This is a genomic window from Citricoccus sp. (genome assembly GCF_032154715.1).
In the GTDB taxonomy this organism is placed as follows: domain Bacteria; phylum Actinomycetota; class Actinomycetes; order Actinomycetales; family Micrococcaceae; genus Citricoccus.
On sequence record NZ_JALDXU010000132.1, the window covers coordinates 1 to 6,868 of the forward strand.

Annotated in this window: 4 protein-coding genes; all 4 read right to left on the reverse strand. The window is 67.7% G+C overall.

What is annotated here, in order from left to right; all coding sequences use genetic code 11:
- Positions 1-51: 51 nt before the first annotated feature.
- A complete protein-coding gene (locus RUH65_RS14865; RefSeq protein ID WP_313818395.1) occupies positions 52-486 on the reverse strand; it encodes a MaoC family dehydratase in 435 nt (144 codons plus the stop codon).
- A 2-nt stretch (positions 487-488) separates the two neighbouring features.
- Complete coding sequence (locus RUH65_RS14870; RefSeq protein ID WP_313818398.1) at positions 489-935, reverse strand: MaoC family dehydratase N-terminal domain-containing protein; 447 nt, start codon at positions 933-935, stop codon at positions 489-491.
- 68 nt (positions 936-1,003) lie between these two features.
- Positions 1,004-4,120, reverse strand: coding sequence for an ExeM/NucH family extracellular endonuclease (locus RUH65_RS14875; protein WP_313818396.1), 3,117 nt, complete (start codon positions 4,118-4,120; stop codon positions 1,004-1,006).
- 112 nt (positions 4,121-4,232) lie between these two features.
- Positions 4,233-6,868, reverse strand: a 2,636-nt coding sequence (locus tag RUH65_RS14880; RefSeq protein WP_313818397.1) for a 5'-nucleotidase C-terminal domain-containing protein, incomplete at its 5' end; no start/stop codon positions are given.

Below are 6,868 nucleotides of genomic sequence, written 5' to 3' on the forward strand. Positions count from 1 at the left end.
GGCGGATGCCCGCCTCAATCCCCGCAGGCTTGGTGGTGGCCACCTTCCCACTCACGCGCCGGCCCCCTCCGGGAGCCGGACGACGGCCTGCGCCTTGGTCAGGACCTTGGCGTCCCCCTGCCCGGCATCGGTGACGCTGAGGTCGATCCGGACCGTGCCGGCGTCGTCATCGATTTTCGCGACCCTGCCGGAGACGGTCAGGGTGGCGCCATCGGTCTCGTCCACGGGGACCATGGCGGAGAAACGGGTCTGGTAGTCGAGGATGGCACCGGGGTCCCCGCACCAGTCGGTGACGAGCTGGACGGCGGCACCCATGGTCAGCATGCCGTGGGCGATCACGCCGGGCAGGTCCACCGAGCGCGCGGTGGACTCGGACCAGTGGATCGGGTTGAAGTCGCCCGAGGCCCCGGCGTAGCGCACCAGGTCGGCACGGGTGAGGGTGACGGTGGTGGAGCCGATCGAATCGCCCTTGGTGTATTCAGCCATGGTCAGGCCTCTCCGCGGACCAGCAGGGTGGACCGCACGGTGGAGACGGCCTCGCCGCCGGTGGTGGTGATCTCGGTGGCGGTGGTGACCATGGTGTGGCCGCCGAGCGACTTGACGGATTCGACCGTGGTGGCCCCGATAAGCTCATCTCCGGCCACGGCCGGGCGCCGGTGGGTGAAGCGCTCGTCCGCGTGCACCACGCGGGTGAAGTCGATGCCGGCCTCCGGATCCCCCACGACGGCGGCCTCGGCCCGCTGTGCGAGGGTCACCAGGAAGGTGGGCGGGGCCACCAGGTCGGCATAGCCGAGGCTCCGGGCGGCAGCGAGGTCGGTGTGCGCGGGGTGCGTGGCCTGGACGGCGGCGGCGAACTCGCGGATCTTCTCCCGCCCGACGACGTAGGGCTCGGTGGGCGGATAGGTTCGCCCCTGCAGGTCCGGGTTCACGCCCACTGCGGTACTCCTCAGGTCCGGTGACATCGACTGACAGCCTACCGCCCGGCACCCCGCGCCCCGGTACCTCAGCCCTCCTGCGCCACGTCGTGCTGGTGCATGACCTTGGCGACCTCGCCGCGGCTGATCGGCTCGTAGGGGCGGTAGTCGCCGTCGTGGTAGCCGTTGACGAGGCCCTCGGCGGCGGCCCAGGAGATCGCCTCGTAGTACGAGCCGGTGGACGGCACGTCCGGGAACACCGAGACCTCGGGGGCGGTGAAGCCCTCAGGATCGGCGGCCCGGTAGAGGAAGGTCACGAACTCCGCCCGGGTGACGTCCTGGCCGGGGCGGAAGTTGCCGTCGGTGTAGCCCTGGGAGACGGCGGTGGCGCCGTCGGAGTCGTCGGCGGCCCAGGCGATCGGGGTGAAGTGCGGGGCACCGGCCGGCACGTCCGGGAACACCGGGGCGTCCTCGTCGGCCGGGTCCACGGTGTAGTCCGGGTCCAGGTAGCGCTGCAGGAAGGCCACGGACTCGCCACGGGTGATCTCGGCTGCCTTGCGGTAGGTGCCGTCGGTGTAGCCGGTGGTCACCCCGGCGGCCTGCATCCACCGCACCGGTGCGTAGTACACCGAACCGGGCTGATTATCCGAGAAGTCCTCCACGACGTCCGTGCCGCCCAGCTGAACGCCGACCAGGATCGGGTTGTGGTCGGAGGAGCGCCACTGGTCCGGGGCGTAGAGCTGCTCCGGGGTGTAGTTGTAGCGGGAGTACTCCAGGGCCACGGCCTCGTTGGCGTTGATCATCCAGATGTCACTGCCCGTGACGGTCTCATCGGCCGCCGGGGACGCGAAGATCCCGTCCAGTGAGCCGACCCCGGCGTCGAAGGTGTAGGAGTACTCGCCCTCGGCCTTCGCGCCCTGGCTGACGTAGCCTCCGGCTTCGAGGACCGTGATCGGGTCCTCCTTCTCGTAGGCATTGAAGTCGCCCATGAGGAACACCTGATCGGTGTCCTCGGAGGCCTTCAGGTCCTCGGCGAAGTCCACCAGGGACTCGGCCTGGGCCACGCGGTCCGCATTGGAGCTGCCCTGCCCGTCACCGCTGTCCTCGTTGCCGGCACCGGATCCGGAGCCCTTGGACTTGAAGTGGTTGGTGATGGCCACGAACTCGGTGCCCTCGATCCCGCCGTCCTCGCCGACGGCGCGGAAGGTCTGGGCCAGCGGCTCGCGGGCGTTGGAGAAAGCGTCGGAATTGGTGAGGATCTGGGACTCGCCTACGGTCTCCACGGCTTCGGGCTGGTAGATGAAGGCGTTGCGGATGACGTCCTCGTCGGTGGGCAGCTCGGCCGGCGAGGCGGCGTAGGCCCACTTCTCGGTGCCGGCCTTCTCGTTGAGGGCCTTGACCAGGGCGGCGAGGGCCTCATCGCGGTCGTTGCCGAACGCGGCGCTGTTCTCGATCTCCTCGAGGGCTACCATCGAGGCGTCGAGTCCATTGATGGCGGCGACGATCTTCTCCTGCTGGCGCAGGAAATTCTCCTGGTTGTAGGCGCCGCGCGGGTCACAGAAGTCGGTGACGATCGGGTTGCCCTCGTGGTCCTCGTAGGCGTCGCAGTCCTCGAACTCCTCACCCAGGGTGGTGAAGTAGTTCAGCACGTTGAAGGAAGCCAGCTGCACGTTGCCGCCGACGTCCTCCGGGGTGGCCTCCGCCTCGCGGGTGTTCTCGAAGGTCGCGGGCTGGACCTCGGCTGCGTTCTCGTGCGTGAGGTGCTGGGTCGGCTGGAAGTTCCATGCCTCGTAGCGGTAGTCGAGGATGACCGGCTCGGAGAAGGTCACGGCGGAGCCCACCCGCGCCGGGTCGTCGATGTTCAGGTACGGCAACTTGTTCTGATTGCCGGGGGCGCTCCTGAAGTTGGTGGAGGCTCCGTCATCGAGGACGATCAGCTTCTCGGCGTTCTCCGCCATCACGGCCTGGGCCTCGGCGCCCGGGTTGGCGACCGACGTCGGGTTGTCGAGCGGCGAGGTCCCCGGGGCGAGCCCCAAAGAGCCGAACGCGTTCACGTCATAGTTGTCCGTGATCGTCCACTCCATGCCGGAGGGGTCGAGCAGCATGCCCTCGTGGGCCTCCTTGGTCTCCTCATCGGCGGGGAACTCGAGGACGGTGGGCTTCACTGCCTCTGCTGCCTCGTCGAGTTGTTCCACGCCACCGGCCCTGACCGTCAGCTGGGTACCCGTGTAGTACTCGCTGACTTCACCGACAACCTGCACGTGGTCGCCCAGGGCCACATCGCCCACGGTGCCGGTGGAGTAGACGAAGATCGCGTCCGAGGCGCCGGGGGTGGCGTCCTCCTCGCCACCAGAGCCGGCGGTCTGGAGGTAGTACCCGTTGAAGCCGCCGGTGGAGTAGACGGCAGTGACCACGCCCTGGGTCATGACATTCCGGCCGACCATCTCGGAGGCGGCGCCGGTGCCTTGGATCTCCGCGATCGAGGTGACCTCGGTGGGGGCCTCAGGCTCGGGCTCCGGCTCACCGGTGCCGTCCCCAGCGGTCTCACCCGCGGCGTTGGTGGGGGTGACAGACTCGGTCGCCGTGAAGTCGGTGGAGTTGTCATCCGTGTCCACGAAGTCCGTGCGGGTCATGGACTTCGGATCGTTGTTCGCCGAGGGGCCGGTGGCGGCCGTGGTCTCGAAGGTGTTGGAGGTTCCGTAACCCAGCAGATCCACGACGCCGGCCGCTTCGGTCTCCGCGGTCACGGAACCGACCGGGACGGAGACCTTTTCGGTCTGGTTCGCGAGAACGAGGGTCCCGTTGGTTCCGGAGAAGGACACATTGGTGTCGATTCCGGCGTCCGCAGCCGGCAGCGCCTCGCCGTTCGGCTCGTTGCCGTTGGCGTTGCCCTGGACCAGGTAGTAGCCGCCGGCCTTGATGGTCCCGGAGAGCTCGATGACCCCGGTCGGGGCAGCCTCGCCGGTGGCAGAGCGGTACTGGATGGACCAGCCGTCCAGGGAGACGTCGGCATCGCTCGGGTTGTAGAGCTCCACGAACTTGTGGGTGAAGGCGGCGTTGGCGGAGCCGCCATTGGTGTAGGCCTCGTTGATGATGACCGCGTCATCGGAGGGAGCCGCCGTGGCGGCCTGCGCCGGGACCACGAGGGTAGCGGACAGCAGCGCCATCGAGGCGCCGACTGCAGTCAGGCGTGAAGAGAACGTCATGGTGATGTCTTTCGGTGGGAGTGACGATGTGACGATGCCGGGCACACCGTGACCCCACCCCTCGTTGCGGCGGGGGAGGGGTCACGGTGTGGTGAGGTGGAGTCGGCCTCGGTCAGTCGGTGCTGGTGAGGTCGTGCTGGTACATGACCTTGGCGACCTCGCCGCGGCTGATCGGCTCGTAGGGGCGGTAGTCGCCGTCGTGGTAGCCGTTGACGAGGCCCTCGGCGGCGGCCCAGGAGATCGCCTCGTAGTACGAGCCGGTGGACGGCACGTCCGGGAACACCGAGACCTCGGGGGCGGTGAAGCCCTCAGGATCGGCGGCCCGGTAGAGGAAGGTCACGAACTCCGCCCGGGTGACGTCCTGGCCGGGGCGGAAGTTGCCGTCGGTGTAGCCCTGGGAGACGGCGGTGGCGCCGTCGGAGTCGTCGGCGGCCCAGGCGATCGGGGTGAAGTGCGGGGCACCGGCCGGCACGTCCGGGAACACCGGGGCGTCCTCGTCGGCCGGGTCCACGGTGTAGTCCGGGTCCAGGTAGCGCTGCAGGAAGGCCACGGACTCGCCACGGGTGATCTCGGCTGCCTTGCGGTAGGTGCCGTCGGTGTAGCCGGTGGTCACCCCGGCGGCCTGCATCCACCGCACCGGTGCGTAGTACACCGAACCGGGCTGATTATCCGAGAAGTCCTCGGGGACATCGGTGCCGATCGTGAGTGCCGAGCGGACCTCGGTGGTGGACTCGTAGGCGTCGTCATAGGCCACGGTCATGACCAGTTCGCCCAGGCCGGTGGTCTCGGGCGCCTGCAGGGTGGACAGGTCTGCGGACTCGCCGTCTGCTGCCACCTCCACGGTGCCGACCTCCACGGGCTCACCCTCGGCCGGCTGGAAGGCCACGGAGACCGAGGTGGCATCGCCGGCACCGTCGGAATCCATCTCCAGGTTCTCCAGCGTCAGGGAGAGATTCGCCCCGGGGGTGGCGGTGCCGGTGGCGTCCTTAACCTCCACGGCCTTCTTGGCGAAGTCCGGGCGGATGTCGCCTGCGGCAGCGGTCTGCGCCTGCACGTACTCCTGGAAGGCCTGGTTGTCCATGATGCCCAGGTCAACCTTGTTCTCCTGGCCGATGGCGAAGCCCTCGTAGCCGTCCGGGGCGGAGTTCTCCGTGCCCACCCAGGAGTCGTCGGCGAGGAAGGACAAGGTGCCGATGGTGTACATCTCGTCCATGACCACGGGCTCGCCGGAGATCCAGATGCCGGTGACCTTGTCGTCCTGCGGCCGCGACTCGTCATAGGTCCAGGTCAGTTCCTCGGACCAGCCGAGGTTGTAGGTCTTGGTACCCTTCTGCCAGTTCTCCTCGAGCACCTGCTTGATGGAGGAGCCCGGGATGTCGAAGTAGGTCAGCGTGTTGCCGAACGGGGCGAAGTCCAGGATCTCTCCGAGGCTCACCTTGCCGACCATGTCGGCCGCCTTGTTCGGAAATTTGCCGCCGCCGGTGAGCTTGTCGAACAGCAACTCGGCGCGCAGGCCGCCGGAGTTGGTGACTCCGAGGTCAACCTCGGAGTTGCTCAGGGAGATGCGGTCCTTGAGGGCGTTGGCGGCCCAGTTGCCCAGGGTGGTCTCCTGGCGGCGGGTGCCACCGGCGCGCCAGCTGCCGGACTCCTCGATGCGGGTCTGGTAGTCGGTGGTGATGGAAGAATCCATCTCGCCGATCACGGTGTTCTTCAATTCGTCGAATTCCGCGACGGCTGCCTTCTCGGTCTCGTAGATGGCCTGGACCGTCTCGGTGGAATCCGCCACAAGGGCGTCCATGGCCGCCGGATCGAAGGTGGGAGTTTCGCCGCCTGTCATCGGGGTGGCAGTGCGCTCGACGAGGTCGGAGGAGTAGTCCACGACCTCCTTGGTATCTGAATCGATGGTGAGCTCGACGGTGGCCAGCAGGTTGCCGGACTGTCCGGCCTGCACCACCGGACGCTCGGTCTCTCCCGCCGTGGTCTCGTAGTTGTAGGTCTGGTGGGTATGACCGTTGAAGATCACATCTACGGACTCATCGGTGCCGTTGACGATGGAGTCGAAGACCTCCGAGTTCTCCACCTCGGTGGCCAGGTCGCCGTTGCCGGAGGCGCCGTCATGGTAGGAGGCCACGATGACGTCCGCGGTGCCGGCGGCCTCGATCTCCTCGGCCACGCCGTTGACGGCCTCGACCAGGTCGATGACCTCGTTGCCCTGCAGACCCGATCCCGTGGTGGTGGCGTAGAGGTTGTTCGGCACAGCGCCGATCACGGCGACATCGACACCGTCGACCTCGAAGATTTCGTGGTCGGTGAGGATCGGCTCCTGGGTTTCCGGATCCACGAAGTTCGCGGCCAGGAAGTCGAAGTCGGCGATGTCCATGACACGGCCGGTGAGGTCGTCCAAGCCCTTGTCGAATTCGTGGTTGCCGGCGGCGGAGACGGCGAGGCCCAGCTGGTTCATGATTTCGAGGGTCGGCTCGTCCTGCTGGACGTTCGACACGGAGGCCGAGGCTCCGATCAGGTCACCTGCGGTGGTCAGCAGGGTGGAGCCGTCACCATTCGCTGCCTCGAAAGCGGTGCGGTAGCCCTCCACCGTATGGGAGAAAAGGGTGCCGCCGTACTCCTCGGACAACGCTCCGTGGAAGTCGTTGAAGCTGAGGATCGAGATCTTCTCGGTGCCCTCGGCTGCCGGCTCGGCGGCGGCCTTCACAGCCTCATCAGTGGACACAGCAGCGCCGGCCCCTGTGG

Coding starts and splice junctions, on each gene's coding strand:
- RUH65_RS14865 (WP_313818395.1), bottom strand. CDS start 486: ATGGCTGAATACACCAAGGGCGATTCGATCGGCTCCACCACCGTCACC.
- RUH65_RS14875 (WP_313818396.1), bottom strand. CDS start 4,120: ATGACGTTCTCTTCACGCCTGACTGCAGTCGGCGCCTCGATGGCGCTG.